The following is a 25,222-nucleotide window of genomic DNA, read 5'->3' on the forward strand; positions in this document are numbered from 1 at the left end:
CCCAGCACAGGCTGAGGCTTCTCGGAGTTCTAGCTGGCGGCTCTCAACTCCACTGCCACACCGCCGGTTCGTACTCGTAGCTGCCGAGCAGCCGAAGGCCCTGACGCCGCAGGTGCCCGATGGCGTGGAAGGGGAAGTGGTAGCCCGTGACCCACAGTCCATCCTCCACCGCCTCATTGAAGATGCGCTGGCGGGTGCGGGCGGCGAGCGCCCCGTCGGTGTCGAAGCCGATGTAGGCGCCCCGGTGCCGCAAGGAGAGCAGGAAGTGTCCCGCCGCGTCCCCGAAGACCATCAGGCCCGCGTTGCCACTGCCCGCCCGCACGCTGAGGTGCCCCAGGGTGTGCCCCGGCGTGGCAACCGCCGTGACGCCGGGGACGATCTCGGCACCGGGCTGAATCAGCGTGAAGCGGTCGCGCAGCCCGATCAGGTTGGCCTGCACCGCCGCGTTGGGATTGGCCTGGGTGGTCCAGAACTGAAACTCGGCCGAGCCCATCACGTGCCGGGCGCTGGGGAAGGTGGGCTGCCCATTCGTGGTGAGGCCGCCGATATGGTCGCCGTGCCCGTGGGTGATGAACACGGTGTCGATGCTGGCCGGGTCGATTCCCGCCCGCCCGAGGTTGGCGACCAGTTGCCCACCCGTCCCCCCGCGCCCGGTGTCGATCAGCACGCGGCGACCGCCGACCTCCAGCACGACCGGGTTGAAATGGTTGACCGTGTTCGTGGCGGCGACGTGGTACTCGGCCAGGGTCTCGGCGAACTCGGCCTGACGGTCGGGGTTGGCCCCCCAGGTCGGCAGCACGGCGGCGAGGGGCGCGGTGCCGTCGCTCACGACGATGGCCGTCATGTCCCCGATGCGCTGGCGGTAAAAACCGTTGCCGTTGAGGGGTCCGGCAGCGGCGGGAGCGGCGGTGGCGGGCGCGGTCTGGGCGCGGACCAGCGGGGCGGCGGCTGTGACCAGGCCCGCTACACCCAGCAGGCGCAAGGTGTCGCGGCGGTTGAGGGGCGGGGCGGGGGTGTCGGACGGACGGCTCGAATCGCTCATAGGGCAACCTCCTGGGCAGGGTGTGACCCTTTGACGTTAAGGGACCCGGCCTGCCGGATGTGTAGCCGCTCCTGCGGAAGGCTTGGGAGTTCGCCCCAGTCCGTAGAGCCCCAGCCCTGCCCGCATCGCCGGGCCACTCGCCAGCGCGAAGGCCAGGGTGCCCCAGCCCACCAGCCCGCCCAGCAGCCAGCCCAGCGCCAGCACGATCAGCTCGATGCCGCCGCGCACCCGCGCCACGTCCCACCCGGTGCGGCGCGAGAGCCCCAGCACCAGCCCGTCGCGCGGCCCGGCCCCCAGCCCCGCTGCGACGTAGGTGCCCGTCGCCAGCCCCAGCAGGCCCACGCCGAGGCCAAACTGCACCCAGCGGGCAAGCAGGCCGGACGGGTCGGGCACCAGCGGGGCCAGCCCATCCAGAAAGAGGCCGATCAGCAGCACGTTCAGCACCGTTCCCGGCCCGATGCGCTCGCGCAGCCACAGGGCGCTGACTGCCACGATCAGCACCCCCGTCAGGATGCTCACCGTGCCCAGGGTCAGTGGGAGGTGCCGGGTCACGCCCAGGTGAAAGGCCTCCCAGGGCGCCACACCCACCCGCGCGTCCAGCATCAGCCGCAGGGCGAGGCCGTACAGGGCCAGGCCGAGAACCAGCAGGGCGTACCGTCCCGCCGTGGGCAGGCGCGTGGCGGCGGCGAGGGGTGCGGGCCGGGACATGGGGGCGAAGGTAGCACCCCGCCCATACCCGGCCCAGAGTCTCGCTTAACCCTCCCCCGCGTTCCGCGCCCCAGGGGACACAATCGGGGGGACGGAGGTTTCGCCTATGGACTCGCAGATCAACGACCGCCTCGAGGACACCCTCAGCCAGCATGACCGGCTCGAAGCCCTGGCCGACACCTTGCAGCCCAAAGTGCGCGAACTGCTGGATGCCCTGCCCGACTCTGTGGAGGCCGCGCTGCACGGAGAACCGCTGGGCCATCCCCTCCACCCCATCCTGATTCACCTGCCGCTGGGGGGCTGGATCGTGGCGGGACTGCTGGATTTCCTACCGGGAGGGTCGCCCGAGAACGAGGCCGCCGCCGACCGGGCGCTGCTGCTGGGCACGGTCGGGTCGGTGGCGGCCATCGCCGCCGGGTGGACCGACTGGGCGAACACGCGCGGCGAGGCGCGGCGCACCGGCCTGATTCACGGCACGGTGAATGAGGTGGCCTTCCTCCTCAACGTGGCGTCCCTACTGGCCCGCAAACGGCAGAAGCGGGGGCTGGGCAAAGTGCTCTCGGGCACGGCGCTGGGGTTGGCGGGGCTGGGCGGCTTCCTGGGCGGACAGCTCGTCTATCGCCACGGCCTCGGCGTGGGCAAGACCCTGGCGCACCCACAGGGCTGAACGGGGAGAGGAGGGGGGGAGGGGAAGCGGGACAGGCCGCTCCCTTCACTCCTCGCGTGATCCGACCGGAAAAGCCGGATGAATCCGCAACGCCCGCGTCAGCGCGACCACCCACGCCAGTGAGAACAGCGCTCCGCCCAGCACATCGGTCGGGGAGTGAACGCCGATGTAGACGCGAGACCACATCATTCCCAGGACGTACAGCGTGCCCAGGATCAGCGCGGGGACGCGCCAGTGCGTTGGCCCCCCGCACTTCTTCCCCTGGCCCAGCTTCGGACGGCGCGAGGCCTACTGGCAGGTGATCTCCGTCTGCTGAGGCGCGAGGTCAATCCGGCACGGCGTCGTTCCGTCCCCGTACACAAGTTGGCCGGACAGAAGTGCAGGGCCATCTGGCAAGAAGGCGTAACCCTCGTCATCCGTGTTGTAGCTCTGGCCGTTCAACTCCAGGCGTGCCCCAGCGGCCGGACGACCGTCCTGCCACCGCACCAGAACCCAACGGCTCAGGATAAAGTTGCCGCGCCAGTCAAACACAGTGACTCCACTCAGGGGAGGCACCACGACCACCCGGTCGGTGCCCACGCCCACTGTGATGGGCAACCGCGCCAAGTCGACGCTGATCTCCGTGCTCTGCCCTGTCCCCAGGTCTGTGAGAATCAGTTCCCCCTGGCTGTTGGTGGTCATGGGGGCCGCACCATTGATCAGCAGCGGAAGATTCGGGACGCCAGTCTGCACCACAATCGCCCGCTGAGTCATGGCCGGGCTGACCAAGAGCCGTCCACCGGTGAAGGTCAACGCGCCCTGAGCCAGGGCAGTGACGTCACCCGCAGTGGAGACGCCCAGACTGAGCTGTACCGGACCAGCATAGCTGTAGGCCGCAGAAACCGGGCCGGGCTGACGCCATTCAGCCTCCACCTTATGGCCCGGCGCGGGCTGATAGGTCACGTTCAGGCTTCCAGACAAGGCCTGGGGAGCGCTCTCGGCAGCTACGGCGGCCCGCAGGGTGGGAGCCAATTGATAGGTCAGCCCCACACTGGCCCGCCACGACTGCGGGGAGGCCTCTCCCGTAACCGTGACGGCGAGATCGGGTGTGGCCTGGTACGCCCACCCACCTCCCACCGACCATGAAGTTGCCAGTCCTCCCTGAAGGGCGCCGAAAGCGCTCCACCGATTGGTCACATAAGCTCCACTCAGGGCCAGGACCGTCTGGTTGGGGCGCCCCAGGGGAGTTTGAACAGCGGCGCCCAGCACCCATTGACGGGTGCGGTACCGAGTCGTCAGATCCAGGAACGTGCCCGTCGTTCCTGTTCCGCCCTGATACCTGACACCGAAGCTGTGGCTCCACCGCGTCGACGCAGCGTAGTTCAGCCGAGCCGTGGCACGGCTCTGCGTGGTCTGCCAGCGGAGAGAGGTCACCAGACTCATCTGTGGAGACAGACCGAATTCTGCTTGCCCCCCGACTGTCCATCCCCCAGGCTGCCAGCCCACGCTGGCGGCATAAAGGCCGCTGCCAGCGGGCAAAAAGGTGTAAGTTTCGGAGAACTCGCGGGTGAACTCGCGGACTCCGGTTTCATCGGTCACGATCGCCGTCAACGCGTGAAACCCCTGGCGGTCGACCTCAGCACCCTGAATCCGCAGGACCCCGGCGCGGGCGGCGACCCGGCGCCACTCCTGGCCATTAAGCAGAACAACCACCTCGGCGTCTAGGGGCAGGGCTAGGTCCCAAGCTGGGAGGACGCGCCGCATCCCATACTGACCCTGCACGCTGACACCGCGGAACTCCTGCCGTTCCAAGAGCGTTGAGGTTCCGGAGGGAAGGGTGTCCCAGTGCCCCGAGATCAGCAGATCAGGGGTGAAGGCGTAGGACAACCGGGCGCGGGGAGAGAAGATCCAATCGCCCTCCTGCACCTCAGTGAAGAGGTCGGCGAAGACCATGGTCTTTCCCTGAACGAAGCTCGCTCCCAGGGACGCGCGTAACTCCAGAGCCTCACCGCCCTGCACGTTCCCGACGCCCTCTAAGGCGGCCGACACACCAAAGGCGGGCAGGGTAGGAGACGAGGAGACGGGCTTGCGCCCACCCAGATCCAAGACATCGCTGCCGAGGCGTTCGGGCGCGATGCTGAGGTCAAGACGCTGATCCTCAGGGCTGTAGAGAACTCGCGTTCCTTCTGCCGGAACGAAGTAGATCTGTCCGTCACAGACGACCTGGGTCCCGACAAGGGCAGCTTCACTGTCCCGAACCAGCGCTCTGGGCAAATAGAACCGGGGCGGCGCAACTGGCTCGGCATACACAACGTGATCGCCGCGACCACTCCCACTGACCGACACCTGCAGGAGCTGCGGCGGCCATTCACAGCCCTGTGCAGATGCCGTCCCGAGGAGCGCCGCCAGAAGGATGCTGCCCTGCCCCAGGCTACGCCGACCCCAGCACCTGCTGGTCACGGCGCCTCTGTTGAGGAGTTGATCACCAGACGAATCGGTTGACCGGCGGCGTTTACGAAGGTCAGGGTCAGTGGCCCGCTGACCGATGTCAGCTCAGTCAGGTCAAGCTGCTGGGTCGCGCCTGCGAGAAGGGCGAATGACGGCCATTCCTGCTGCCGGTCGCCACGGGTGATTACGAGATCGGAATACGTTTCGTGCCGGGTCCCTGCATTGGTCAAGGTGAGCACGGCGGGCGACCCCGGCTGCAGGGCGTAGGAAACCTTGGCCTGGGCCGCCCCCGGAGCCGCGTAGACCGGCAGCGAAAAGGCGAGGCCAATGCTGATCTGAGCCGTCGCTCCAGCAGGCCCCCCCGTGACAGGCACCGTCTCCTGCGGCATGCTGCCCGGCAGTTCAAGCTGACGAACGATCAGACGGTAGGTCAACTCCTGGGTTCCCGGCTTCTTGCGAAGACCGACACGAATCACCTGACGGCCGCCAGGCTGGACGGTGAACTCGGAAGGGTTCGCAATGATGTCCTGCGTGGGCGTCAGGACGCGCTCTGAACCTTTCATCTGCCAGCCAAAAGTCTCGACTTTGAACCGTGCAGGAGTTGATCCCACATTGTAGAGAGTGGTCTGGGTCGTCAGGGTCTGATCCGTGTTCAGGTTGAGGACTGTGGGGCTGAAACTGAAGCTTTGTGCCTGGGCGCAGCTTAAAGAGAACAACCCACCCAGGATGATCAGCATCCGGCCTAAGGTGAAAGCGGCACGCATCAACGGCCCTCCGAGGGTACAGGTGTAGACGTCACGTTGATCAGTTTGACAGCGGTTGCCAACTGATACTGACCCACAGTCAGCCACTGACCTGCGGGCGCAACGAGGGCAAGACGCCAGACCCGGCTGCCCCGCAAGACGCGGCCCTGCAAAGTGCCCTCCTTGTCGTCCACATGCACACGCAGGGTGTCGGAGCTACCCAGGTGCAGCAGCGACAGGACCTTCCCCGAGTCAAAGGCCTCATCCGTCAGGGACAGCTGATACTCATCGGTCGCCCCTGTACAACGCACCTCGACTGTGAGACTCCCCGATACATCCTGAAGTGGGGCGTAGGGAGCCAGTTGAAAGTGTGCGCTCGTCAGTGAGCAGCTGGCCGAGGCCCAGCCTGTGCCGACGCACAGAGCTGTAGCGATGAGAAGCCGCTTCAGAACGCAACTTACGCGGAAAGAGTGATGGTTAGGAAACATAGTTGGGTAACTTCCTGGAAGATCAAGTTCGGCAAAGAAGAGGTCATACAGGAGCAGACAAGGGGGACGCAGCATGAAACGCCGCGCCCCCCAAGACGAGTGAGCTTCAGTTCCACTCAATGGTCATGGTGATGATGTCCGTGTAGCCCATGCTCTGGGTGTTCACGGGCACGTTCCACTGACCTGCAGGAATCTCAATCGTGAACTTGGGCCGGTACAGCTCGCCGCCGACGCCCTGCACCGTGCGCTTGTCCAGGAAGGCCTTAAAGGTGTAGTTCAGTTGGCCCTCACCCGCAGTGTTTTTGAAGAAGCCGCCGTTGGCGCTCGAGGCCTGCATCTGAACGTTGGTGCCCTTCTGGCACCGCAGGACGAGGCTCGAGCTGCTGCCCGCGCCGGGCAGGGACACGCTGTAGTCCACAGTGCTGCCCGTCAGCGAGTTGTAGCTCGACTGCTTGCTGTTCGGGTTGTATGCACCGCTCGTTCCAGCGGCGACCGTCTCACTGTCCCCCATGGTGCAGAGCGGCTGAACTGTAGCCCCAAAGGTGGTGGTAATGGTATGGGTGCCTGCATTGACCGGAGCAGTCTGGGCAGCTGCGAGACCGAGGGAGAAAATAGCCAGAGTAACAATTTTGTTCATAAGCCCTCCAAGGCGACGACCTCGAGGTTAGACTCCAGTGAGGCCGTGGTGAGACAGTGCTCAGACTAGTGAAGGGAAGCAACAGGGCCAAGCTCCCCCCCTTATAGAGCGTTAAAAGAGTAGAGAGCCTGGGACCGCGCAAGAAGCGAGCATTCACGGATCATGGAGGCGTAAGCCAGCAGCCGTGCCAGGGTGCTTCCCCCTTCACGTCCGTCAGAATCTCAGGGCGGATGTATTAAAAAAAATGTTAAACTTCCTGGGCAGAAGCGATGTCAACCAGCGATCAAATAATGGTGGGGATTTTGAGCCCGGTGGTATCGCTGGGCGGAAATCCGCTGGCGATTTCCCGGAAGGGTAAGGCGCTTCTCACCCTTCTAGTTTTGGCAGACGGACCTATGCACCGGAGCGAAGTTTCTGCCCTTCTCTGGGAAGGACCGGGCCAGCTGAATAGCCTGCGCGTAGAGTTGGCTCATCTCCGGAAACAAGGGCTAGACCTGAGTCGCAGAGGCTCTCCCATGCTGAGCCTCTCAGGGACCACCGACCTGAACCTGTTGGAGCAGCGGCTCACGCAGCCGGGGCAGGTGGCTGAAACCCTGGCTGCCATCGGTCAGCCACCTTTAGCACATCTGCGCGGAATCTCATTGGCCCTAGATACCTGGATTGACCATCATCAATCTGCGGCATTACAGCAACTCCACCACGCTTTGTCTCTGGATACGGTCCTGGCATGGGCTGCCGAGCCTTCCCGACGTGCGGAACTCAACAGGGTTCGTCAAAGGACTCATCTCCCACCTCTTCCAGGCCTCACTGACGCTGTGCCGTGGCTCACGAGGCGCTATGCTTCCTCTCTCGACGAAGCGTTGGCCCGCTTGATTGCCAGTTGGCGCCCTGGCACGGGTACAGGTGGCTCCCAGCTCGTCGTCCTGGGAGGACGCCCCCTGAGCGGGCGCTGGCCCGCCGTCGAGCGGTGGTGCCACGAGCGAAAGCTCCCGCTCGTCCGCATTTCGACCCGGCATACGCCTGCGCTGCTGCTGGAATCTCTCACCACCCAGGTTCGGCGCTTGAGGTCGGCCACCGCCGCAGTCCCTCCCGAGGACCAGGGAGCGGCTTCTCTGCTGGCCGGGTTGCACCGGGCCGGACCTCTGACCGTGGTGCTGACCGGCGTCGGGGCACCTGAAGCGCTGGCTCTCCAAGCTCTTCAGACCCTGCTGGCGATTCCGCACCCCTTGCTGCTCGTGTTACCCGTAGCGCCGCACCACACTGGCGAGTGGACAGGAACACTCAGTGCGGCGATGCCAGACACCCCCCTGACCCTCTGTGAGACTCCAGAACTCAGCTTGAGCGACCTGCATCAGTTGCAGCCCCAACTTTCGGAAACCCAGGCGGCCGATCTCCTGCGCCGGTCAGAGGGGTGGTGGCCAGCCATCTTGGAACTTATCGAACGCCCTGCGGCGGGCGGACGCATCCTTCAGCAGTCACAGCACCGCGAAACCCTGATAGGCAGCTTGAAGACAGCCGCGCATGAAGATGACCTACCTGCGTTGCACGCGCTGGCGGCCCTTCAAAGTCCCTTTCCCGAACTGGTGGCCCGTCAGGTGATTGGGGACTATGGGGGAGAACCGCAACGGCTGCTCTTCTGGGCGTTCAAGCATCGTCTGCTAGAGCGGGTGCCGTCTCTCATCACCGTGACCGGCTGGACGTGGCAGGTCCGCCTTCCGGATGGAGAGCATCCTATCCGGTTTCTCAGCGAACTGCTGCGGGCCAGCCTGGCCGGGAAGCTGGATGGAGGCGCACGCCAACGGTTGCGCCAGCTGACATCGCCAGTGATGGCCCGGCCCCCCGCCTTACAGCCCACCGTGTTGGCGGGAAGGCCAGTCGGGCAGCCCGGACGACCACCCTGGCCTGTGCAAACGACCTATCCCCTCCCCGGCGGTTATATGTTGCTCCAAGAGCCGGAAGGCTTTTGGCTACTGCGAGCTGGCCCTTCCGGTCAGGAGGCCCCACAACTCGCCCTGACGTTCTCAGCACCGCCTGGACCCTGGACCTGGCACCTGGTTGCCAGTCTGCACACGCCAGAGATGCCCTCTGGGCTGATGCTTCAGACCGTGGAGGGCATCTGGAAACCCCTTTGGGGGGGGCGCGGCCAGCCCATGCACTTCAGCGGGCATTCCACTGGCCCCGACTTACGGTTCCTGGTTCAGGAACGCGAGTTAAATCTGAGAATCTGGAGTCTTGAACTTCGGGGAGTGTAGCCCTAACGCCCAGCGTAGTCCCCAGGGTCGCCGGAGAACGAGGCCGCCGCCGACCGGGCGCTGCTGCTGGGCACGGTCGGCTCGGTCGCGGCCATCGCCGCCGGGTGGACCGACTGGGCCAACACGCGCGGCGAGGCGCGGCGCACTGGCCTGATTCACGGCACGGTGAACGAGGTGGCCTTCCTCCTCAACGTGGCGTCCCTACTGGCCCGCAAACGGCAGAGGCGGCGGCTGGGCAAGGTGCTCTCGGGCACGGCGCTGGGGCTGGCGGGGCTGGGCGGCTTCCTGGGCGGACAGCTCGTCTATCGCCACGGCCTCGGCGTGGGCAAGACCCTGGCGCACCCGCAGGGCTGAAGCGGGCGGCGGCGGGTCGCCCCCTTACCCCTCGCGGGACTTTACCGGGAAGGCCGGATGAATCCGCAACGCCCGCGTCAGGGCGACCACCCACGCCAGTGAGAACAGCGCCCCGCCCAGCACGTCCGTCGGGTAGTGAACTCCGATATACACGCGGGACCACATCATTCCCAGGACATACAGCACCCCCAGAATCAGGGCCGGAGCCCGCCAGCGTGTCGGCCACAGCAGCACCACCAGCGAGGTCGCCAGCGCCGAGGCGAACATCGCGTGCCCGCTGGGAAACGAGTAGTCGGGTTCCGGCAGAATGGGGGTCCAGAAGGCGGGGCGGGACCGGTCGAACACGTTTTTCAGCAGCACATTGATCAGCGCGACCCCGCCCAAGCTGATTGCCAGGAAATAGCCCAGCCGGTGGCGCACCCGGTAGAACAGCAACACCAGCACCAGCGTCACGGGCACCATGCCCCGCGCACTGCCCAGCAGCGAGAAGGCGGCGGCCACCCGGTCGAGAAACGGAGACTGCCCCGCGTGCAGCGCCAGCATTAGCGGTTTCTCGAAGGCGAAAGGCTCTTTCTCGAACACGTCCTCCGCGATGGAGACAAAGATCAGCAGCGGCACCAGCAGCCCGAAAAACAGCAGCAGCAGTGTGCGCCAGTGCGCCCGGACAAAGGCGAGAAGGTGTCTCAGGGGGCCAGAGGTGGAGGAGGCCGGGGTCATGAATCCGCCCACGCTACCCTCGCCCATCCGGCGGCGGATTCGGGCGGTGGTGGGCAAGCGTTCATCCCTGCCGGGCGGACGCTGCTGCACCGTCCCTGTCCCCGTCCCCTACACTGTCGGGGTTGCCGCGCGTGCGCGGAGTCAAGGAGGACACTGTGGGACTCGCCATTGGAATCGTCGGGCTGCCGAACGTCGGCAAAAGCACCCTGTTCAACGCCATCACGCGGGCCGGAGCGCTCGCCGCCAACTACCCCTTCGCCACCATCGAACCCAACGTGGGCCGGGTGACCGTCCCCGACGAGCGCCTCGCCGCCCTGAGCAAGGTCTTTACCAAGGGCGAGCGGGTGCCCCCCATCATCCCCACCTTCGTAGAGTTCGTGGACATCGCCGGGCTGGTTAAGGGGGCCAGTCAGGGCGAGGGCCTGGGCAACCAGTTTCTGGCGAATATCCGCGAGGTGGACGCCATCGCCCACGTCGTGCGCTGCTTTACGGACGGCAACGTGGTCCACGTGGCCGGGAAGGTCGACCCCATCGACGACATCGAGACGATCAACACCGAGCTGATTCTCGCAGACCTCGCCGGGCTGGAAAAGCGGCTGGCGAACCTCCAGAAAAAGGCCAAGGGCGGCGACAAGGAAGCCCGCGAGCAGGCCGAGTTGGCCGAGCAGATCCTGAGCGTGCTGGGCGAAGGCAAACCCGCCCGCGCAGGCAGCTACGAGGGCAAGATTCCCAAGGAATTCGGCCTGATCACCACCAAGCCCGTGATCTACGTGGCGAACGTGGGCGAGGACGATCTGGGGGACGACAACGACTACGTGCGGCAGGTGCGCGAGTACGCCGCCCGCGAGGGCGCCTCGGTCGTCAAGATCAGCGCCCAGATCGAGGGCGAACTCGCCGAGATGCCCGAAGACGAGGCCCGCGAGTTCCTCGCCGACCTCGGCGTGCAGGAAAGCGGCCTCGACCAGCTCGTGAAAGTCGGGTACGAGACGCTGGGCCTGATCACCTTCATCACCTCGGGCGAGAAGGAAGTGCGGGCCTGGACCATCCGCCGGGGTGAAAAGGCCCCTGAGGCGGCGGGCGAGATTCACTCCGACCTCGAACGCGGCTTTATCCGCGCCGAGGTCATTGAGTGGCAAAAGATGGTCGAGGCAGGCGGCTGGGCGAATGCCAAGAGCAAGGGCTGGGTCCGCACCGAGGGCAAGGACTACGTCATGCAGGACGGCGACATCATGAACGTGCTGCACAACATGTAAGGGACTCTCCCCCGTGACGCACCCCCTGCGGTCTGGCCGGGGGTGTTTGTCTTTCAAGTCTGGTCCCGCCTCCGTACACTGACGGCAGGAGGACAGCCCATGCGACCCATCTGGACGGCCCTGCTTGCCCTCGCCAGCGCGGGCCTCGCGGCGAACACCAGCCTCTACACCTCGCTCGAACCGGGGGCCTGCCGGAATCTGGTGACCGACCCGTCGGGAGCCGGGTTCGTCCGGGACCTGTGCGGCGGCGTCGGCGGCTATCAGCTTCTGGTCGAAGAAGGCGACTTGCGGCAGAACGTCACCGTTCGGCGCGGCGGAGTGCAGACCTCGCTCGAGTTGTGGTCGGTCGTCGGCTCGGCGTTTTCGAGTCTGGGTTCCCGGGCCGAGTGGCGCCTCGGGGCCGGAGTGCCCGTCGCTCTGATCCTGCGCTACAACCTGTCGGACCCTGTGGAGGCGAGCAAGGTCACGTCCTACCTCGTGGTCGCCCGGCTCGGGACTCGGCCCTGCGTGATCGCCCGCATCGCCCCCGGACCGCAGCAGAACGTGCGGGCGCGGCAGGTGGCGGACAGGGTCGCGGGGCAGAGCTGCCTGCGGGCACCCTGAGCGCCGCCGCTTCCCTGCTAGAGTGCCCCCCGCATGGCTGACTTCTCCCCCACCCCCACGCCCGAGTCGCCCCAGGGCGTCACCCTCGTCATCACCGAACTCGTGCGGCCCGCGCGGGTCGCAGAGTACGAAGCGTGGGCGCGGGAGCTGCACAGGCGGCTGGGACAGCACCCCGGCTTCCTGGGCCTGCACGTCCTGCGCGGCGAGAGCGGCGGCACCCCCGAGTACGTGACGCTGCTGCGCTTCGCCTCGCCGGAGACGCTCGCGGCGTGGCGGGAGTCGGAGGCCTACCGCTCGGCCCTGTCCCGGCTGCCCGAGTTCACGGCGGGCGAGGTGGACTACCGCGAGTCGGTGGGGCTGGAGGCGTGGTTCGACCGCCCGGCCCGGACCACGGCCGCGCCCCCCTTCTGGAAAAATGTGGTGCTGGGCTTCGTGGGGGTCTACCCGCTGATCTTGCTGTTCACGTGGCTCTCGCGCCCCCTGACGGAGGGCTGGCCGTGGTGGGCGGCGATTTTGCCGTCGGCGTTCCTGGCGACCGTCTTCCTGAACTGGCCGGTGCTGCCGCTGCTCTCGCGCCTGCTGCGCGGGTGGCTGTATCCCCGGAGGTAATACGGAGTCGGTCTGTTTCGTTCACAACCCTGAGCCTTACCGGGTTGCCAACTCCACGCCCGGAATCCACCCTTCTCCTGCTCGCTGCGCTCGGAGTCAATCCCCCTGCTCACGCTTCGACCGGAGTCCGTACAGGCACCCATGAACAAGGCCCCAGCGTGCTGCCGGGGCCGTTCGGGGGTCTGGGCTCAGTCCGCCGCGACCGCCACCACGTCGGGCGAGTCCTCCCCGGCGGGCAGTTGGCGCCGCACCTCGCGCATAGAGCCGTGAATCACGCCCAGGGCCAGGCTCATGGTAAGCATGGAGGAAAAGCCGTAGCTCACCAGCGGCAGCGGCACCCCGGTGACCGGGAAGAGGCCCGCCGCGACCGCCAGATTCACGAAGGCCTGCCCCACGATCATGAACATCGCGCCCGTCGCGAGGATGGTGGCCCCGTGAATCTCGGGGGTCATGGGGCGCACGCGGGTGGCGAGTTGCGAGACCTGCAGGGCGGTGGACACGACCAGCCAGTAGGCGAAAAAGAGCATCGCCACGCCCAGCAGCCCGGTGGAAAAGCCCACCGACGCCACGATCAGGTCGGTGTTGTCGGCGAAGTACGGGTAGCGCGGCCCGTCGGGACCCTGCCCCCACAGCCCGCCGAAACTGAGGTCACGGTGCGCCTTGCCGATCTGGTCCAGGCCCACTTCCGCCGACGCCTCGCGGTTCACGTGTCCGAAAAAGCGCTCGAGGATGTAGGGATGCGTTTCCAGATACTTGTTGGCGAACGGCAGGCTCAGCAGCCCCAGCGCCAGCACGAAGCCGCTGATGTTGGTAATGCGGACTCCGGCGGCGTACATCAGGATGATCCCCAGCCCGAAGGTCAGCACCGAGGTTCCCAGGTCCGGCTCCAGCAGGATCAGCCCGGTGGTCAGCACGATCATGCCCGTCGCGCTGATCAGCTTGTTCTGCACGCCCCGCCGTGAGAAAAAGGACGCCAGTTGCAGCACCAGCCCCAGCTTGGCGAGTTCGGACGGCTGAAAGCGGATCGGCCCGATCTCGAGCCAGCGCTTGACCCCCTCGCTGCCCTCGGCCCCCTGACCCAAAAAGAGGGTCAGCACCAGCAGCACCAGCGTGAACCCCCAGAAGTACGGGGCCAGCTTGAGGAAAAAGCGGGGGGGCAGCCGCGCCACCAGAAAGGTCGCCGCGAGCGCGATCAGCGCCTTGCTGCCATGATCCAGAATGTTGCCCGGCGTGGCCGTCGCCACCCCGATCAGCCCCAGCGTCAGCAGGATGACCTGCGCCATCACGAGTTGCAGGCTCATGCCCCCACCTCCGGCCGGGCCGTGTCCACCAGTTCACGGGCCACCCGCGCGAAGGTCAGGCCGCGCTCGCGGTAGTCCCGGAAACTGTCGAAGCTGGTGCCCACGGGCGCGAGCAGCACCGTGCCCCAGCCGCCGGGACCCCCCAGCGCCGCGAGCCCCGCCGCCGCCGCCGCCCGCAGGGTGGCCTCACCCGTCTCGCCCTGCACGACCTCGTAGGGAAGGTCCAGCCCACGCGCCAGCGCCTCGCCGTCCTCCCCGAAGGCGATCACGCGGGCCACCCGGCCCCGCGCGGCTTCCCGCAGCGGAGCGAGGTCAGCCCCCTTGTCACGGCCGCCCACCAGCCACGCGACGGGCGGCACCGAGCGTTCCAGCGCCGCCTGCACTGCCAGCGTCCGGGTGGCGATGGAATCATCCACGAAGCGGACGTTGCCGATGCGGGCGACCGTCTCGAAGCGTCCGGCGACGGGCTGGGCGGCTCGCAGCGAGTCGGCCAGCGCAGGCACGTCCACCGGGCGACCCAGCCGCGAGAGCAGGGCTTCGGCGGCGAGGAACGCAGCAGCGGCATTGGCGGGATGGAGGCCCTCGGGCAGTTCGGCGGCGGGCAGCACCTCACGGCCGTCTGCGAGGCTCAGGTGCTCAGGCGTGAAGGGCCGCACCCGCGCCCGCGTGGGCACGTTCAGCCCCGCCGGGACGACAAGCACGTCCTTCCCCGTCTGCCCCGCCGTGATGTTGAGCTTGGCCGCGTGGTACGCCTCCACCGTGCGGTGACGGTCGAGGTGGTCTACTCCGAGGTTGGTGATCACCGCGACCGGCAGGCGCAGGCCCGGCACCCGCTCCAGTTGAAAGCTCGACAGCTCGACCACCGCGACCTCAGCGTCGTCCACCACGTCGAGGAGGGGGGGGTCAATGTTGCCCCCCTCGCGGGCGCCGACGCCCTGGCCGCGCAAGAGATGGGCGATCAGCACCGTCGTGCCGCCCTTGCCTGCCGTACCCGTCACGCCCACCATCGGCAGCGCGGGGCGAGCGCGGGCCGCCAGCACGACCTCGCCGATAACCTCCGCCCCACGTTCCTGCAAGGCGAGGAGGTCGGGGTGGTCGATGGGCACGCCCGGCGCGGCGACCACCGTGTCGTAGACGCCGTCCACGTCCCCCCGTACGAAGCCCAGCTCACCCATCAGGGCCTCGTCCTCGGCCCCCGGCCGGGCGTCGTGCCACTCGGCCTGCCGCCCCTCTCGGCCCAGAAAGCGGGCCACGCCGCGACCGCTGCGGCCCAGCCCGTAGATCAAGATCCGTTCGCCGCCCCCACCGTCATGTCCCCCGCGCTCCGTCACGCGCTTACCATAAGACAGCGAAGAGGGCGAGGGGGTGAATGTCCACGCTCAGCGCAGAACAGGCAGGGCGTCCTCCTCCGGCTGGGGCACGGCGGGCGGCGTCACGCTCAGGCCCGCCTCCTCTCCGGCCCAGGCCATGAAGGCCGCGAGGCCCCGGCGGAACATGGGCGGACGCTTCTCGCGCTTGCCCAGCTTGCGAACCTTGCCATTCGGCCCCGGCTCGGGGGCGGGGAGTTCGGGCACCAGCGCCCAGTTCACGTTCATGGGCTGGAAGCCTTTGGGGTTGGCGGAAGCGAGGTAGCGCGTCAGCCCGCCCAGCATGGACTCGGCGGGGGGAGTCAGCGGCGCGAGGCCCAGCGTGAGTCGCGCCGCGTTGGTGCCCGCGAGCCACCCGGTCGCGGCGGATTCCAGATACCCCTCGGTGCCCGCCAGAACACCCGCGACGAACTTCGTAGGGTCGGCGCGAAGCCCCAGGGTCGAGTCCAGCACCTCGGGCGCATTGAGGTAGGTGTTGCGGTGCATCACCCCATAGCGGACGATCTCAGCATTCTTCAGGCCGGGGATGAGTTGGACGACCGCCTTCTGATCCCCCCACTTCAGGCCGGTCTGAAAGCCGACGAGCGACCACATCCGGCCCTCGCGGTCCTCCTGGCGCAGTTGGGCGACCGCGTAGGGCCAGCGCCCGGTGCGGGGGTCGTCCAGGCCCTTGGGTGACATCGGCCCGAAGCGCGGGGTGTCCACGCCCCGGCGGGCGATCTCCTCGATGGGCATGCAGCCCTCGAAGAACTCCAACTTCTCCCAGTCGTGGGGGGTGTGGGCGCGGGCCTGCTCCAGCGCCTCGAAGAAGCGCAGGTACTCCTCCTTCGTGAAGGGGCAGTTGATATAATCCGCGCTCTGCTCATAGCGCCCGGCCCGCCACGCCACGTCCAGGTTGATGCTGTCAAAGGCGATCACGGGTGCGGCGGCGTCGTAGAAGCTCAGGCGCTCGCTGCCAGTCAGGCGCATCAGGTCGCTTGCCAGCGCGTCCGAGGTCAGCGGCCCGGTGGCAATCACGGCGATGCCTTCCGGGACGGTCTCGACCTCACCGGGCACGACCTCGATGAGGGGGTGTTCGCGCACCGCCTGGGTCACGCGGGCGCTGAACTCGTCGCGGTCCACGGCGAGGGCGTTGCCCGCCGGAACGCGGCTCCCGTCAGCGGCGCCCACGATGGCCCCGCCCACCGAGCGCAGTTCGGCTTGCAGGAGGCCCTTGGCCTGCATCTCGCCCTCGCCGCCCAGGGACGTGGAGCAGACGAGTTCGGCGAAGTTGCCGGTGCGGTGCGCGGGGGTCATCTTGACCGGGCGCATCTCCAAGAGGCGCACCCGCACGCCGAGGCGGGCCGCCGCGAGGGCGGCCTCCGAACCGGCGAGCCCGGCGCCGACGACGGTGATGGTGGGGGAAGAAGCGGTCATCGGGGGGCAGTGTAGGCGAGCAGGCCGGGCGGCGCGGTGCGCGGCGGCAACATTCAGCGCTCCGGCGTGCCCCCCACCCCCGCCTTGACCCGCGAGAGCCCCTCGTACAGCACCACCCGCAACGCAGCGAGGCGGTCGAACGGCAGCGGCAGAGTCATGTCGAAGCGCGTCTCCCCGGCAGGCACGCTGACGGCTTCCACTCCACCCGACGCGACCAGCCGCGTGGCCCGGCGTGAATGGCTGGGCGAGGTCACCACCAGGACCCGCCGCCACCCCCGCTCGTGGGCGAGAGCGCGGACGCGGGCGGCCTCGTCGCGGGTGGTGGTCACCCGGCGCAGGGTGAGCACCTCCGGGCCGCCTGATGGATACAGGGCGCGAATGTGGGCACGTTGGAGGTCGCTCAGGGGCGGACAGTTCGCCGGGCCGAGCAGACCGGACGGCTCGGAGACGGTCAGCCGGGGCGCGTACCCCGCCCGCCACAGCTCCAGCCCGCGCACCAGCCGCGCGAGGCTGTGAGGGTCCAGCGTGCCCGTGCCGCACTGCACCCCCGCCCCCAGCACCACGATGGCGTCGGCACGGACGGGTGACTGCGACAGCACCAGCCCGGCGAGCGGAGCGCGGAGCACCGGGGTCAGGAGGCAGAGGGCGAGAACGGCGGCCAACCCTCCTGACCCCACCCGCAGCCCCCGCCGCGCCGGAGTGAAAGCGCCCGCCAGTCCACCCCCCACCACCAGCGCGAGCAGCAGCGGCGCCGTGCCCCGAATCTCGCCCAGGTAGGTGGCGAGGACAGCGAGGGCCGCGCCGATGGCCGCCCCCTCCAGCACGCCCCGCACGCGCTCAGTCGGCACGCATCTCCGGCGCCGGGTCAAGCTGCACCCGCAGCCGGGGGTAGGCCACCGCCAGGCCCGCCGCGTCCAGGGCCGCGCGGGCGGCTTCCAGCACGCGCATCCGGGTCACCGGGGAACTCGCCACTCCCTCCGCGTCGATCCAGAAGCGCAGCAGCAGGCGCACCCGGCTCTCCTCCAGCTCCTGCACCAGCACCACGGGCGGGGGGTCGGCCAGCACGCCGGGGAAGGTCTGGAGGACGGGCAGCAGCACCGCCCGCGCCCGCTCCACGCCGCCCTCGTAGGTGACCCCCAGGGGAATATTGAGGCGCAGTCGCCCGCCTGCCGTCAGGTTTTCGACGACCGCGCCCGCCACGTCCTTGTTGGGAATGCTGACGAACTCACCGTCGCGGGTCCGCAGCCGGGTGGTCCGCAGGGTGAGGCCAGCGACCTGACCCTCGTGGTTCTCGGTGCGAATCCAGTCCCCGATGCGGAAGGGGCGGTCGAGCAGCAGCGTCACCCCGCTGATCAGGTTGGCGAGGATGTCCTGCGCGGCAAACCCCACCGCCAGCCCCACCACCCCCAGGCCCCCCAGAATGGGCAGCAGGTCGATGCCGAACTGCGCCGACACGAGGTACACGCCCAGCAGCACCCACACCGCCCGCGTGAGGTTGCGGGCCAGCAGCCGCAGGCTGGCATCGAGGTCGAGGCGGTCGGCCTCCACCCGCAGCAGGTGCGACACCACGCTCCAGCCCACGAACAGCAGCAGCAGCAGCAGGTAGGCCCGGAACACCGGGCGGCTCCAGTCCGACAGCCCCGGAAAGAGCGCCCCCACCGACAGCACCACCAGCAGCCCGAAAGTCAGGCGCAGCACCGTGCGGACGAGGTGCCCCACCGTGGCCTGCGCGTCCGGCCGGACCAGCCGCCGCACCAGGGCCTGCCCTGCCCGCGACGCCAGCCGGAAGACCAGGGCGTAGACGAGCACCAGCCCCAGGGCAATCAGGGCATTCGCGCCGTAGGCGGCCAGCGCCCGCTCCACCTCGCGCCAGGTGTCCAGCAGCGCCGCCCACAGCGCGTCCAGCCCCAGCAGCCGCGAGGTGTTCACGTCGCCCGTCATGGGGCGAGTCTACCGGGCCACGGAAAACGGCCGGGGGACCACCGCCCCCAACCGCCCTCCCTATACTCCCGGCCATGACCCGCCGACCCGCCCTCCTCGCCGCGTTCGCCCTGGCCGCTGCCGCCCTGCTGGCCGTCGCGCTGGCGCTGACCTCGCGCTCCGGTACCCCCGCCGAGAACAGCCCGGAGGTGCGCTTCGTGCGCGAGATGAGCCAGCACCACGCGCAGGCCGTGGACATGGCGACCCGGTTGCGCGAGCGTACCGACGACCGCACCCTGAGTTCCCTGACGCTCGACATCGTGCTCTCGCAGCAGGAGCAGATCGGGCAGATGCGCGGCTGGCTGACCCTCTGGGGCCTGCCCTGGGGCGGCGAGGGCATGAGCGCCGAGCATGCCCGCATGATGGGCATGGCGACGCCAGAGGAGCTGAACCAGTTGGATACCCTGCCCGTGCCTGACGCCGAAGCCCATTTCCTGCGGCTGATGATTCGCCACCACCAGGGCGCCCTGACGATGGTCGAACCCGCCCTCGGAGACGGGATTCGCCCGGAGGTCCGCACCCTCGCCCGGCAGATTCAGGCCACCCAGGGCGGCGAGATTCGGCTGATGGAGGACCTGCTGCGCCAGCGCGGGGAAGCCCTGCCGCCCCCACCGGAAGCGGCGCAGGGCGGGGCACACGAGCACCACTGAGGGCCATACGAGACGGACGCGGAAGTGACTCCTCCGCGTCCGTCTCCCCTTGGTCTACTCGTCGTCCCAGTCCAGCCCCGACACGCGGCCCTCGCGGCGTTCCTTGCGGCGGGCCTGTTTGCCCGACTTCTTCTTGGGGCGGGGGGGCAGTTGCAGCTCGTAGGTCCGCGTAGGGTCGCAGGGGGCAGCCTGCTCGCCCAGCCGCTCGCCGGGGTCGGCGGTGCGGAGGTTGCCTGCCGGGTGCAGGTGCCGCCCCGCGCAGTAGGGGCACTCGTCCACGACCCAGAACATCAGCCGGGTACCGGGCAGGTCCCGCAGGGTCACGTAGGCGGGCCGGGGGCTTTGGCGGTCGCGTTTGCCCATAGGGGGTCAGGCTAGAGGAGGCAGGGCGGGGCGAATGTGGGGGAACGCGGACGGCCGAACGCCCCTATGCTTCGCCCTCCGTGTCGTCGCGCAGATACGTCACCACCGAGCGGCAGTGGGTCAGGCCCGCGTGGGCGTAGAGCGCTCGGGCGGGGCGGGCGTGGTCATGGGCGCGGGCACGGAGGGTGCGCAGTTCGGGAAAGGCGGCGGCCTCGGCGGCGGCCAGCGCCAGCAGCACCCGCCCCAGCCGCTGGCCGCGCTCGGCGGGATGGACCGCCACATAGGTGAGGTCGGCCCGCGCAGCCTCCGGATTCAGTTCCAGCTCGGCAAAGCCCACAGGCTGCCCGCCGCGCGTCAGGACCACCAGGCGCACGTCGTCGCGGGCGAAGTGGGCCTGCAACTCGGCGTCGGTCCAGTCGAGGCGCTCGGACCAGGCGTCCTCGGCGGCGCGGTACAGGGCGCGGTAGGCGGCGGGCGTGAGGTGGTCGGTCGCCACGTAGCCCTCCGGCACGCGGGCCTGCCGGGCGAGGCCCGACACCCGCGCCGTGTAGAAGTCGGTGGTGTGCATGGGCGTGAAGCCGCACGCTTCGAGCGCCTCCCGCGCGGCGAGGTTGTCGCGGGCGGCAAAGGCGTACACCGGCAGCCCGTCGGCCCGCTCCACCGCCCGCGCGAGCAAGCCGGGCAGGTCGCCGCCTTGCCCCAGCGGCCCTTCGAGCACCAGCCCGTCGCGGAAGGGAGCCAGGCCGCAGTAGGCCTCCACCGCCCCGTCCAGACCCTCGGCTACCAGGCACACCCGGTCCTCGCACTCGCCGCGCAACTCGTGCTCGTCGCGGGCGTCGGGCGCGAAGACCTCGCGCTCGGGGGCGTCGTCCATCCAGGCCAGCAGGGCCAGCACGTCGGGGGCATCGGTCGCTTGCATGGGGCGAATCATGAACAGACCTCCGGGAAAGCAAGAAGCTGGGGAACCGGGCGGACGGTGGAGATGACGCTCAGCCTAGAAAGTGGCGCCGCTCACGTCTGCCCGGCCTCTCACCCCGCGCCCTGGCCCCCGCGTGCTATGCTCCGGCTATGCCCTGAAGCAGGGTACGACGCCTTCTTCCCCCACCAACACGCCAGACGTGTGGACGGGGACGTTTTCGTTTAAGGGGGCGGCGTGACCCTGGCCCCCCCGCCCCGGAAGGCCGACGGGAGGTTGCCCCCCATGACCAAATCCCCCGACTCCAAGACGCGCTCCCAGACGGGAGGGACCGATCTGCTCTCCCTGCGTGCCCAGCTTGCCCGCGCGGAGAAAGCGGCCCGCCGCGCCCCGACGCCGCCCCCCGCACGGCCCGAGAACCTGCGCCTCAAGCCGGTCAAGCCCCAGCGCGAGGTGGAACTGGCCGGGGTGGACACCAGCGAGCACAGCCTCTCGCGGGCGCACGCCCGGCTGCGCGACGCCGTGTACGACGGTAAGTATCACCTCTGTTCCCACGCCATCGGGCACGCCCGCGCCGAGGGCTTTCTGGAGCACGACATCATTCAGGTGCTTGTGGCCGGGCGGGTGCGGGCCGTGTACCCGGAGGACCGCCGCTGGCTGGTGTGCGGCTACTTCGAGGCCTGCGGGGTGGCGCTGCCGCTGCATGTCGTTGTCGAGCACGCCCACGACGGATACCTCGACGTGGTGACGGCCTTCGTCCCCAAGCAGCCGCACCACATCATCTCCCGCGCCCGCCTCGCCGTGATGCTGCGCTACGACGACGAGCGCATCCGGACACGCACGGCGACGCCAGGGAACAAGCCGGGGAACCGGAGTAAGGGGAAGTGGAAGAAGGGGGCGTAGAGCCACCTCAAGCGGGGGCGAGCGGCCGGGAATGTTCCCGTCACCGCTCGCCCCCTCCCCTTGGAGTCAGCAGCGCACGTCCTGACCGAAGTACTTCTGGCTGAGCTGGGCGTACGTGCCGTCCTGCATCAGTCCCTTGAGCGCCCCGTTCACGGCCAGGCGCAATTCACTGTTCCCCTTGGCGAGGGCGAGGCCGACCTGCTCCTTCCAGAGGGTGTCCCCCATGACGAGGTTGGCCTTGGAGTAGGTCTTGAGTGCCCCCAGCGCCGCGAAGCGGTCGGTCACGACGGCGTCGACCTTGGCGGTGGCGGCCGCCTGAATGGCCGCCTGGGAGCTGGGGTACACCTGCACGCTCTTCCCGAAGGGGAGCTTGCGCAGAAAGCCGAAGTAGGTGCTGCCCGCCTCGGCCCCCAGGGTCTTGCCCGCGAGCGCCTTGCTGGTCAGCGGCCCACCCCGGCGGGTCAGGATGACGCCGCCCGTGCAGTAGTGGGGGGTACTGAAGTCCACCGTCTGGAGCCGCGTGCTGGTGATCGCGTGCGAGGCGATGACCACGTCGATCTCGCCAGGCCGGGCCGCGAGGTCGCGCAGCAGGCCGTCGAACGGCCGGATGACCCACTCGGCCCGGAGGCCCAACTTGCGGGCGACCGCTTCTCCAAGTTCCACCTCAAACCCGGTGGGCTTGCCGCCCTGCAAAAAGTTGAACGGCTCGAAGTCGGCACTCGTCGCCAACTTCAGGATGCCGCTCGTTTTGACGGCCGCCAGGGACCGGGCCTGGGCGGCGGCGGGCAGGGCGGCCAACAGGGCCGCAGCAATCAGGACAGAACGTGGGCGCATGCAAACCTCCAAGGGGTTGTGCTGAACTATGGGGAAGTGTGCAATGGAGGCCATCACATCCCTGTCACAGCCTGGGCCGCAGGCCGGACGCGGCCCCAAACGCGCGACTCCTCCCCTGCTACCCTCTCCCCCGTGACCCGCCTCGGCTTCTCGGACACCATCGCCGCTATCGCCACGGCCCCCGGCCACGCGGGGGTGGGCATCGTGCGGGTGAGCGGGCCAGGCGCCCTGCGGGTGGCCGACGGCCTCTTCCGGGGGCGCGGGCAACCCAGCCGCACGCGGGGCGGGCGTTTCCTGTACGGGGAATTTGTGGCGGAGGGCGCCGAACGGCTGGACGACGGTCTGTGCCTGGTCTTCCGGGGGCCGCATTCGTACACGGGCGAGGACGTGGCCGAGTTTCAGACGCACGGCAGCCCGGCGGTGCTCTCGCGGTTGCTGGCGCGGGCGCTGGACCTCGGAGCGCGGCCTGCCCGCCCCGGCGAGTTCACCCTGCGGGCCTACCTCGCCGGGCGGCTAGACCTCGCGCAGGCCGAAGCGGTGCTGGACCTCGTGAACGCGGGCACCGACACCGCGCGGCGGCAGGCGGCGCTGGGGCTGTCAGGAGCGCTGGGGGACCGCGTGGACCGCATCGCGGCGGGCCTGACCCGCACCCTGGCCGCGATTCAGGCGATGCTGGACTACCCGGAAGAAGGCGTGCCCGAGGAGGAACGGGGCGTGCCGCTGGCCCAAGCGGAGGCCGACCTCGTCGCCCTCGTCGCCACCGCCCGCGCCGGACAGGTCGCCACGCGGGGAGCGCGGCTGGCCCTGATCGGGCGGCCCAACGCGGGCAAAAGCAGCCTGCTGAACGCGCTGCTGGGTTACGAGCGCTCCATCGTGACCCCTATTCCCGGCACCACCCGCGACTATCTGGAGGCTCAACTCTCGCTGGCCGGGGTGCCCGTCACGTTGGTGGATACGGCGGGCCTCCGCGAGACGGCCGACGAGGTGGAGGCGGCGGGCGTGCGGCAGGCGGTCAGCCTCGCGCAGGGGGCCGACCTCGTGCTGGCGCTGGAGGACGGCAGCCTGCCACGCGAATCGCTGCCCGTGGACCTGCCACCGGGGACACGGGTCATCCGCGTCCGGACGAAGGCCGACCTGAGCGCCGCCTGGGAGGACGCCGGGGCGCGGGCGGTGAGCGCCGTGACGGGCGCGGGCCTGCCCGAGTTGAGGGAGGCCATCCACGCCGCCCTCCTCGGGGACGCGGCACGGGGCGAGGCGTGGCTCACCACCGAGCGGCAGGCCGACGCCGCCCGCCGCGCCCTCGCGCACGTGCAGGCCGCCCGGACCCTCCCCGATGACTTGGCCGGGTACGAACTGGAAGAAGCCCTGCGAGCCCTGGCCGAACTCACGGGCCGTGACGTGTCGGAGGACGTGGTAGACGCAGTGTTCCGCAACTTCTGCGTGGGGAAGTAGCCGGGAGAGGCTCTTCAGCCTTGAAACCACTGCCCCCCTACAGAATGAGGAAGAGCAGAGAGCACGTCCAGGAAAATAAAAAAGCTCCTCCCCCTTGAGGGGGGAGGCCGGGAGGGGGTGAGGCGTGAACGTCAGCCCTGCTCGGTGTCCTCGGAGGTCTCGTCACCGGGAATGGTGCTGGCGGGGTCGCTGGTGATCATGCTGCCCGCCGAGGCCACGTCCTGCTTGTCGAGGCCGCGCTCCTGGTACTCGTCGGCGAGCTTGGCCTCAGCGCGGGCTTCCTTGAGGGCGTCGCGGCGCTCGTCGGTGCGGCCCATGAACTGGAGGTCCACGTTGCTGATCTCGCCTTCCGTCTGGGGCACGTCGTTGGTGCGGTCATCAGGTCCGGTCATGAAGTTACGCTAGCAGGGCTCCTGCGGGCGCGGGCTGAGGCTCCCTTTAGCGATTCAGGCCCCCAGCCGCAGCACGCTCTGGTTGCCGCGCAGCACGAACACCAGCACGCCCACCTCCGCCAGAATCCCGGCGCGGCGCTCCAGATCGCGCACCGTGTCGGGGGCACCGACCCACTGGCGGCGCGGGTTCTCGCCGGGTTCGAGGTAGAAGCCCTCGGGGATGGCGACGATGGCAACCCGGCTGGCGCTCGCCCGCGCTTTCATCGCCTGCTCGACCAGGTCAGGGGGCGCTTTTTGGGTCAGCACGATCAGGTTGCCCCCCGCACGGGGCGGCGGGATGACCAGGGGCGTGCCCACCACGCGGGGGTCTTGTGGCTCCAGCCGCGCCAGCAACCGCAGGGCGGCCCGCAACGCCTCCGGGGTGCGTCCGCTGGGGGTCGCGCCCGCCGGGGTCGCCACGCTGACGGGGAGGTCCAGCGCCAGCGCCTCCTGAATCAGGCTGCTCGCCAGCCGCACCGCGCTGTTCACGAACACGTCGGTGCCAGAGGTGTCCACGAACACGGTCAGGCTGCTCGCGGCGGTGCGGTCGAGTTCGCGCACGGTGAGGTCGCCCGTGCGGGCCGAGAGCCGCCAGTGGACCCGGCCCGGCGGGTCGCCGGAGACGTAAGGCCGCGCTCCCCGCAGGCTGATGGGGTCTTCCAGGCCCAGCGTGCGCGAGAGCTGGCCCTCGCTCAGCAGCGGGCGCAGCAGGTCGGGCAGCACCAGCCCGTGCGTGCCGGGGTAGACCTCGATCGTGGCGGGCACCTTCAGCGGCATGGAGCGCCAGAACAGCCCCAGCGGATCGGCCCAGCGCAGGGTGCCGCCCGGCCACGCGTACTCGCCCCGGCGGTTGAGCAGCAACGAGCCGTCGAGTTCGGTGACCGTCTGCCCCAGGGTCAGCCCGCCCGCCGTGAGTACCTCGCTCGACACCACCGAGAGGGGCGTGGGGTCCTCCACGATCACGCGCAGGGGCCGCCGGGTGTCGATCTCGATGCGGACCCGGTACGGCACGCGGGTGCCCTCGAAGCCCTGTCCGGGCACCTCACGGGTCAGGCGAACGGTGGGCGGCTTGCGTCCCAGGAACCACGCGAGCGCCACGCCCAGCAGCA

At 69.0% G+C, this 25,222-nt stretch carries 26 protein-coding genes; 8 read left to right on the plus strand and 18 right to left on the minus strand.

The features are described from left to right. Window positions 1-43: 43 nt before the first annotated feature. Both F8S09_RS05550 and F8S09_RS05555 read right to left on the minus strand, forming a co-directional pair. A complete protein-coding gene (locus F8S09_RS05550; RefSeq protein ID WP_152869586.1) occupies window positions 44-1,042 on the minus strand; it encodes an MBL fold metallo-hydrolase in 999 nt (332 codons plus the stop codon). Window positions 1,043-1,078: 36 nt separating this feature from the next. Continuing rightward, a complete protein-coding gene (locus F8S09_RS05555) occupies window positions 1,079-1,750 on the minus strand; it encodes a YczE/YyaS/YitT family protein (RefSeq protein ID WP_152869587.1) in 672 nt (223 codons plus the stop codon). 106 nt (window positions 1,751-1,856) lie between these two features. On the opposite strand from F8S09_RS05555, the gene F8S09_RS05560 reads away from it, so the two are divergent. Continuing rightward, window positions 1,857-2,417: a DUF2231 domain-containing protein gene (locus tag F8S09_RS05560; protein WP_152869589.1), complete on the plus strand. Its 561-nt coding sequence runs from the start codon at window positions 1,857-1,859 to the stop codon at window positions 2,415-2,417. 45 nt (window positions 2,418-2,462) lie between these two features. On the opposite strand, the gene F8S09_RS17860 is transcribed toward F8S09_RS05560, so the two are convergent. From F8S09_RS17860 to F8S09_RS18250, 5 genes are all read right to left on the minus strand, one after another. Next, entirely contained in the window at window positions 2,463-2,687 is a 225-nt protein-coding gene (locus F8S09_RS17860) for a phosphatase PAP2 family protein (RefSeq protein WP_227978529.1), read from the minus strand. Window positions 2,688-2,705: 18 nt separating this feature from the next. Next, window positions 2,706-4,445: a fimbria/pilus outer membrane usher protein gene (locus tag F8S09_RS05570; protein ID WP_152869593.1), complete on the minus strand. Its 1,740-nt coding sequence runs from the start codon at window positions 4,443-4,445 to the stop codon at window positions 2,706-2,708. Window positions 4,446-4,852: 407 nt separating this feature from the next. Next, the gene (locus tag F8S09_RS05575; protein WP_152869595.1) at window positions 4,853-5,608 is read right to left on the minus strand and encodes a fimbrial biogenesis chaperone; all 756 of its coding nucleotides are present in this window, start codon (window positions 5,606-5,608) and stop codon (window positions 4,853-4,855) included. A gap of 573 nt (window positions 5,609-6,181) precedes the next feature. Then, window positions 6,182-6,712, minus strand: a complete 531-nt coding sequence (locus F8S09_RS05580; RefSeq protein WP_152869597.1) for a hypothetical protein — start codon at window positions 6,710-6,712, stop codon at window positions 6,182-6,184. 2,254 nt (window positions 6,713-8,966) lie between these two features. Continuing rightward, window positions 8,967-9,110, minus strand: a complete 144-nt coding sequence (locus F8S09_RS18250) for a hypothetical protein (RefSeq protein WP_322618559.1) — start codon at window positions 9,108-9,110, stop codon at window positions 8,967-8,969. Between F8S09_RS18250 and F8S09_RS05585 the strand changes: the two genes are divergently transcribed. Then, window positions 9,058-9,318 (plus strand): DUF2231 domain-containing protein, encoded by a 261-nt coding sequence (locus F8S09_RS05585; RefSeq protein ID WP_322618588.1) that lies wholly within the window; start codon window positions 9,058-9,060, stop codon window positions 9,316-9,318. The two genes, F8S09_RS18250 and F8S09_RS05585, sit on opposite strands and share 53 nt — an antisense overlap. 24 nt (window positions 9,319-9,342) lie before the next feature. Here the strand turns inward: F8S09_RS05585 and F8S09_RS05590 are convergent, their stop codons facing one another. After that, window positions 9,343-10,092, minus strand: a complete 750-nt coding sequence (locus F8S09_RS05590) for a phosphatase PAP2 family protein (protein WP_227978450.1) — start codon at window positions 10,090-10,092, stop codon at window positions 9,343-9,345. Between the two features lie 98 nt (window positions 10,093-10,190). Between F8S09_RS05590 and ychF the strand changes: the two genes are divergently transcribed. The 3 genes from ychF to F8S09_RS05605 all read left to right on the plus strand — a co-directional run bounded on the left by ychF (window position 10,191) and on the right by F8S09_RS05605 (window position 12,500). Next, the gene (ychF, locus tag F8S09_RS05595) at window positions 10,191-11,288 is read left to right on the plus strand and encodes a redox-regulated ATPase YchF (protein WP_322618560.1); all 1,098 of its coding nucleotides are present in this window, start codon (window positions 10,191-10,193) and stop codon (window positions 11,286-11,288) included. 99 nt (window positions 11,289-11,387) lie between these two features. Next, on the plus strand, window positions 11,388-11,891 hold the full coding sequence (locus tag F8S09_RS05600; RefSeq protein WP_152869603.1) for a hypothetical protein: 504 nt from the start codon (window positions 11,388-11,390) through the stop codon (window positions 11,889-11,891). Window positions 11,892-11,924: 33 nt separating this feature from the next. Continuing rightward, window positions 11,925-12,500, plus strand: coding sequence for an antibiotic biosynthesis monooxygenase (locus tag F8S09_RS05605; protein WP_152869605.1), 576 nt, complete (start codon window positions 11,925-11,927; stop codon window positions 12,498-12,500). A gap of 188 nt (window positions 12,501-12,688) precedes the next feature. Here F8S09_RS05605 and F8S09_RS05610 read toward each other — a convergent pair whose 3' ends face one another. The 5 genes from F8S09_RS05610 to F8S09_RS05630 are packed head-to-tail and all read right to left on the minus strand — an operon-like array spanning window position 12,689 to window position 18,525. After that, the gene (locus tag F8S09_RS05610; protein WP_152869607.1) at window positions 12,689-13,801 is read right to left on the minus strand and encodes an FtsW/RodA/SpoVE family cell cycle protein; all 1,113 of its coding nucleotides are present in this window, start codon (window positions 13,799-13,801) and stop codon (window positions 12,689-12,691) included. Continuing rightward, a complete protein-coding gene (murD, locus tag F8S09_RS05615) occupies window positions 13,798-15,132 on the minus strand; it encodes a UDP-N-acetylmuramoyl-L-alanine--D-glutamate ligase (RefSeq protein ID WP_322618561.1) in 1,335 nt (444 codons plus the stop codon). Before murD ends, F8S09_RS05610 begins: the two co-directional genes overlap by 4 nt. Window positions 15,133-15,180: 48 nt before the next feature. Then, a complete protein-coding gene (gene trmFO / locus F8S09_RS05620; protein ID WP_152869611.1) occupies window positions 15,181-16,584 on the minus strand; it encodes a methylenetetrahydrofolate--tRNA-(uracil(54)-C(5))-methyltransferase (FADH(2)-oxidizing) TrmFO in 1,404 nt (467 codons plus the stop codon). A 53-nt stretch (window positions 16,585-16,637) separates the two neighbouring features. Continuing rightward, the gene (locus F8S09_RS05625; protein WP_322618562.1) at window positions 16,638-17,432 is read right to left on the minus strand and encodes a YdcF family protein; all 795 of its coding nucleotides are present in this window, start codon (window positions 17,430-17,432) and stop codon (window positions 16,638-16,640) included. Continuing rightward, window positions 17,422-18,525: a mechanosensitive ion channel family protein gene (locus F8S09_RS05630; protein WP_152869613.1), complete on the minus strand. Its 1,104-nt coding sequence runs from the start codon at window positions 18,523-18,525 to the stop codon at window positions 17,422-17,424. Before F8S09_RS05630 ends, F8S09_RS05625 begins: the two co-directional genes overlap by 11 nt. A gap of 74 nt (window positions 18,526-18,599) precedes the next feature. Between F8S09_RS05630 and F8S09_RS05635 the strand changes: the two genes are divergently transcribed. Next, entirely contained in the window at window positions 18,600-19,214 is a 615-nt protein-coding gene (locus F8S09_RS05635) for a DUF305 domain-containing protein (protein ID WP_152869615.1), read from the plus strand. A 54-nt stretch (window positions 19,215-19,268) separates the two neighbouring features. Here F8S09_RS05635 and F8S09_RS05640 read toward each other — a convergent pair whose 3' ends face one another. Beyond that, window positions 19,269-19,577, minus strand: coding sequence for a hypothetical protein (locus F8S09_RS05640; protein ID WP_152869617.1), 309 nt, complete (start codon window positions 19,575-19,577; stop codon window positions 19,269-19,271). Window positions 19,578-19,641: 64 nt separating this feature from the next. Further along, window positions 19,642-20,508, minus strand: coding sequence for a GNAT family N-acetyltransferase (locus F8S09_RS05645; RefSeq protein WP_152869619.1), 867 nt, complete (start codon window positions 20,506-20,508; stop codon window positions 19,642-19,644). A 270-nt stretch (window positions 20,509-20,778) separates the two neighbouring features. Between F8S09_RS05645 and F8S09_RS05650 the strand changes: the two genes are divergently transcribed. Continuing rightward, on the plus strand, window positions 20,779-21,396 hold the full coding sequence (locus F8S09_RS05650; RefSeq protein ID WP_152869621.1) for a DUF4258 domain-containing protein: 618 nt from the start codon (window positions 20,779-20,781) through the stop codon (window positions 21,394-21,396). A gap of 66 nt (window positions 21,397-21,462) precedes the next feature. Here the strand turns inward: F8S09_RS05650 and F8S09_RS05655 are convergent, their stop codons facing one another. Next, the gene (locus tag F8S09_RS05655; protein ID WP_152869623.1) at window positions 21,463-22,230 is read right to left on the minus strand and encodes an ABC transporter substrate-binding protein; all 768 of its coding nucleotides are present in this window, start codon (window positions 22,228-22,230) and stop codon (window positions 21,463-21,465) included. A gap of 132 nt (window positions 22,231-22,362) precedes the next feature. On the opposite strand from F8S09_RS05655, the gene mnmE reads away from it, so the two are divergent. Further along, window positions 22,363-23,682, plus strand: coding sequence for a tRNA uridine-5-carboxymethylaminomethyl(34) synthesis GTPase MnmE (gene mnmE, locus F8S09_RS05660; RefSeq protein WP_322618563.1), 1,320 nt, complete (start codon window positions 22,363-22,365; stop codon window positions 23,680-23,682). A gap of 131 nt (window positions 23,683-23,813) precedes the next feature. On the opposite strand, the gene F8S09_RS05665 is transcribed toward mnmE, so the two are convergent. After that, a complete protein-coding gene (locus tag F8S09_RS05665; RefSeq protein ID WP_152869625.1) occupies window positions 23,814-24,074 on the minus strand; it encodes an M-like protein in 261 nt (86 codons plus the stop codon). 54 nt (window positions 24,075-24,128) lie between these two features. Continuing rightward, complete coding sequence (locus tag F8S09_RS05670) at window positions 24,129-25,211, minus strand: DUF58 domain-containing protein (protein WP_322618564.1); 1,083 nt, start codon at window positions 25,209-25,211, stop codon at window positions 24,129-24,131. Between the last annotated feature and the right edge of the window lie 11 nt (window positions 25,212-25,222).

The sequence above is a fragment of the Deinococcus terrestris genome (assembly GCF_009377345.1).
Taxonomy (GTDB): Bacteria; Deinococcota; Deinococci; order Deinococcales; family Deinococcaceae; genus Deinococcus; species Deinococcus terrestris.

Bases quoted from the DNA above. Each gene is read 5' to 3' on its own strand.
- F8S09_RS05600 (WP_152869603.1), top strand. From the start codon at position 11,388: ATGCGACCCATCTGGACGGCCCTGCTTGCCCTCGCCAGCGCGGGCCTC.
- F8S09_RS05560 (WP_152869589.1), top strand. From the start codon at position 1,857: ATGGACTCGCAGATCAACGACCGCCTCGAGGACACCCTCAGCCAGCAT.
- F8S09_RS05645 (WP_152869619.1), bottom strand. From the start codon at position 20,508: ATGATTCGCCCCATGCAAGCGACCGATGCCCCCGACGTGCTGGCCCTG.
- F8S09_RS05630 (WP_152869613.1), bottom strand. From the start codon at position 18,525: ATGACGGGCGACGTGAACACCTCGCGGCTGCTGGGGCTGGACGCGCTG.
- F8S09_RS05610 (WP_152869607.1), bottom strand. From the start codon at position 13,801: ATGAGCCTGCAACTCGTGATGGCGCAGGTCATCCTGCTGACGCTGGGG.
- F8S09_RS05550 (WP_152869586.1), bottom strand. From the start codon at position 1,042: ATGAGCGATTCGAGCCGTCCGTCCGACACCCCCGCCCCGCCCCTCAAC.
- F8S09_RS05605 (WP_152869605.1), top strand. From the start codon at position 11,925: ATGGCTGACTTCTCCCCCACCCCCACGCCCGAGTCGCCCCAGGGCGTC.
- F8S09_RS05580 (WP_152869597.1), bottom strand. From the start codon at position 6,712: ATGAACAAAATTGTTACTCTGGCTATTTTCTCCCTCGGTCTCGCAGCT.
- trmFO (WP_152869611.1), bottom strand. From the start codon at position 16,584: ATGACCGCTTCTTCCCCCACCATCACCGTCGTCGGCGCCGGGCTCGCC.
- F8S09_RS05665 (WP_152869625.1), bottom strand. From the start codon at position 24,074: ATGACCGGACCTGATGACCGCACCAACGACGTGCCCCAGACGGAAGGC.
- F8S09_RS05555 (WP_152869587.1), bottom strand. From the start codon at position 1,750: ATGTCCCGGCCCGCACCCCTCGCCGCCGCCACGCGCCTGCCCACGGCG.
- F8S09_RS05655 (WP_152869623.1), bottom strand. From the start codon at position 22,230: ATGCGCCCACGTTCTGTCCTGATTGCTGCGGCCCTGTTGGCCGCCCTG.
- F8S09_RS05650 (WP_152869621.1), top strand. From the start codon at position 20,779: ATGACCAAATCCCCCGACTCCAAGACGCGCTCCCAGACGGGAGGGACC.
- F8S09_RS05635 (WP_152869615.1), top strand. From the start codon at position 18,600: ATGACCCGCCGACCCGCCCTCCTCGCCGCGTTCGCCCTGGCCGCTGCC.
- F8S09_RS05640 (WP_152869617.1), bottom strand. From the start codon at position 19,577: ATGGGCAAACGCGACCGCCAAAGCCCCCGGCCCGCCTACGTGACCCTG.
- F8S09_RS05575 (WP_152869595.1), bottom strand. From the start codon at position 5,608: ATGCGTGCCGCTTTCACCTTAGGCCGGATGCTGATCATCCTGGGTGGG.